The organism is Vibrio genomosp. F6, assembly GCF_005146325.1.
Classification (GTDB): domain Bacteria; phylum Pseudomonadota; class Gammaproteobacteria; order Enterobacterales; family Vibrionaceae; genus Vibrio; species Vibrio cortegadensis.
Window position 1 is genome coordinate 58,649 of the sequence record NZ_SYUT01000013.1, and the last position, 1,635, is coordinate 60,283.

Genomic DNA, 1,635 nt, shown 5'->3' on the forward strand with positions numbered 1-1,635 from the left:
TAGTTTTGAAGTCAGTATTCATTGAGCCGCATCTTAGGATGCAAAAAACTTTAATTGAAGAGTTTGATCATGGCTCAGATTGAACGCTGGCGGCAGGCCTAACACATGCAAGTCGAGCGGAAACGAGAAGTAGCTTGCTACTTCGGCGTCGAGCGGCGGACGGGTGAGTAATGCCTAGGAAATTGCCCTGATGTGGGGGATAACCATTGGAAACGATGGCTAATACCGCATAATGCCTTCGGGCCAAAGAGGGGGACCTTCGGGCCTCTCGCGTCAGGATATGCCTAGGTGGGATTAGCTAGTTGGTGAGGTAATGGCTCACCAAGGCGACGATCCCTAGCTGGTCTGAGAGGATGATCAGCCACACTGGAACTGAGACACGGTCCAGACTCCTACGGGAGGCAGCAGTGGGGAATATTGCACAATGGGCGCAAGCCTGATGCAGCCATGCCGCGTGTATGAAGAAGGCCTTCGGGTTGTAAAGTACTTTCAGTCGTGAGGAAGGTGGTGTTGTTAATAGCAGCATCATTTGACGTTAGCGACAGAAGAAGCACCGGCTAACTCCGTGCCAGCAGCCGCGGTAATACGGAGGGTGCGAGCGTTAATCGGAATTACTGGGCGTAAAGCGCATGCAGGTGGTTCGTTAAGTCAGATGTGAAAGCCCGGGGCTCAACCTCGGAACTGCATTTGAAACTGGCGGACTAGAGTACTGTAGAGGGGGGTAGAATTTCAGGTGTAGCGGTGAAATGCGTAGAGATCTGAAGGAATACCAGTGGCGAAGGCGGCCCCCTGGACAGATACTGACACTCAGATGCGAAAGCGTGGGGAGCAAACAGGATTAGATACCCTGGTAGTCCACGCCGTAAACGATGTCTACTTGGAGGTTGTGGCCTTGAGCCGTGGCTTTCGGAGCTAACGCGTTAAGTAGACCGCCTGGGGAGTACGGTCGCAAGATTAAAACTCAAATGAATTGACGGGGGCCCGCACAAGCGGTGGAGCATGTGGTTTAATTCGATGCAACGCGAAGAACCTTACCTACTCTTGACATCCAGAGAAGCCAGCGGAGACGCAGGTGTGCCTTCGGGAACTCTGAGACAGGTGCTGCATGGCTGTCGTCAGCTCGTGTTGTGAAATGTTGGGTTAAGTCCCGCAACGAGCGCAACCCTTATCCTTGTTTGCCAGCGAGTAATGTCGGGAACTCCAGGGAGACTGCCGGTGATAAACCGGAGGAAGGTGGGGACGACGTCAAGTCATCATGGCCCTTACGAGTAGGGCTACACACGTGCTACAATGGCGCATACAGAGGGCAGCAAGCTAGCGATAGTGAGCGAATCCCAAAAAGTGCGTCGTAGTCCGGATTGGAGTCTGCAACTCGACTCCATGAAGTCGGAATCGCTAGTAATCGTAGATCAGAATGCTACGGTGAATACGTTCCCGGGCCTTGTACACACCGCCCGTCACACCATGGGAGTGGGCTGCAAAAGAAGTGGGTAGTTTAACCTTTCGGGGAGGACGCTCACCACTTTGTGGTTCATGACTGGGGTGAAGTCGTAACAAGGTAGCCCTAGGGGAACCTGGGGCTGGATCACCTCCTTATATACGAAGATTTTCACGATGAGTACCCACACAGATTGA

The 1,635-nt window shown here is 53.0% G+C and carries 1 rRNA gene; it reads left to right on the forward strand.

Annotated features, from left to right (window positions below):
• The first annotated feature begins 51 nt into the window (after positions 1-51).
• Positions 52-1,596, forward strand: a 16S ribosomal RNA gene (locus FCV43_RS04365).
• Positions 1,597-1,635: the final 39 nt, after the last annotated feature.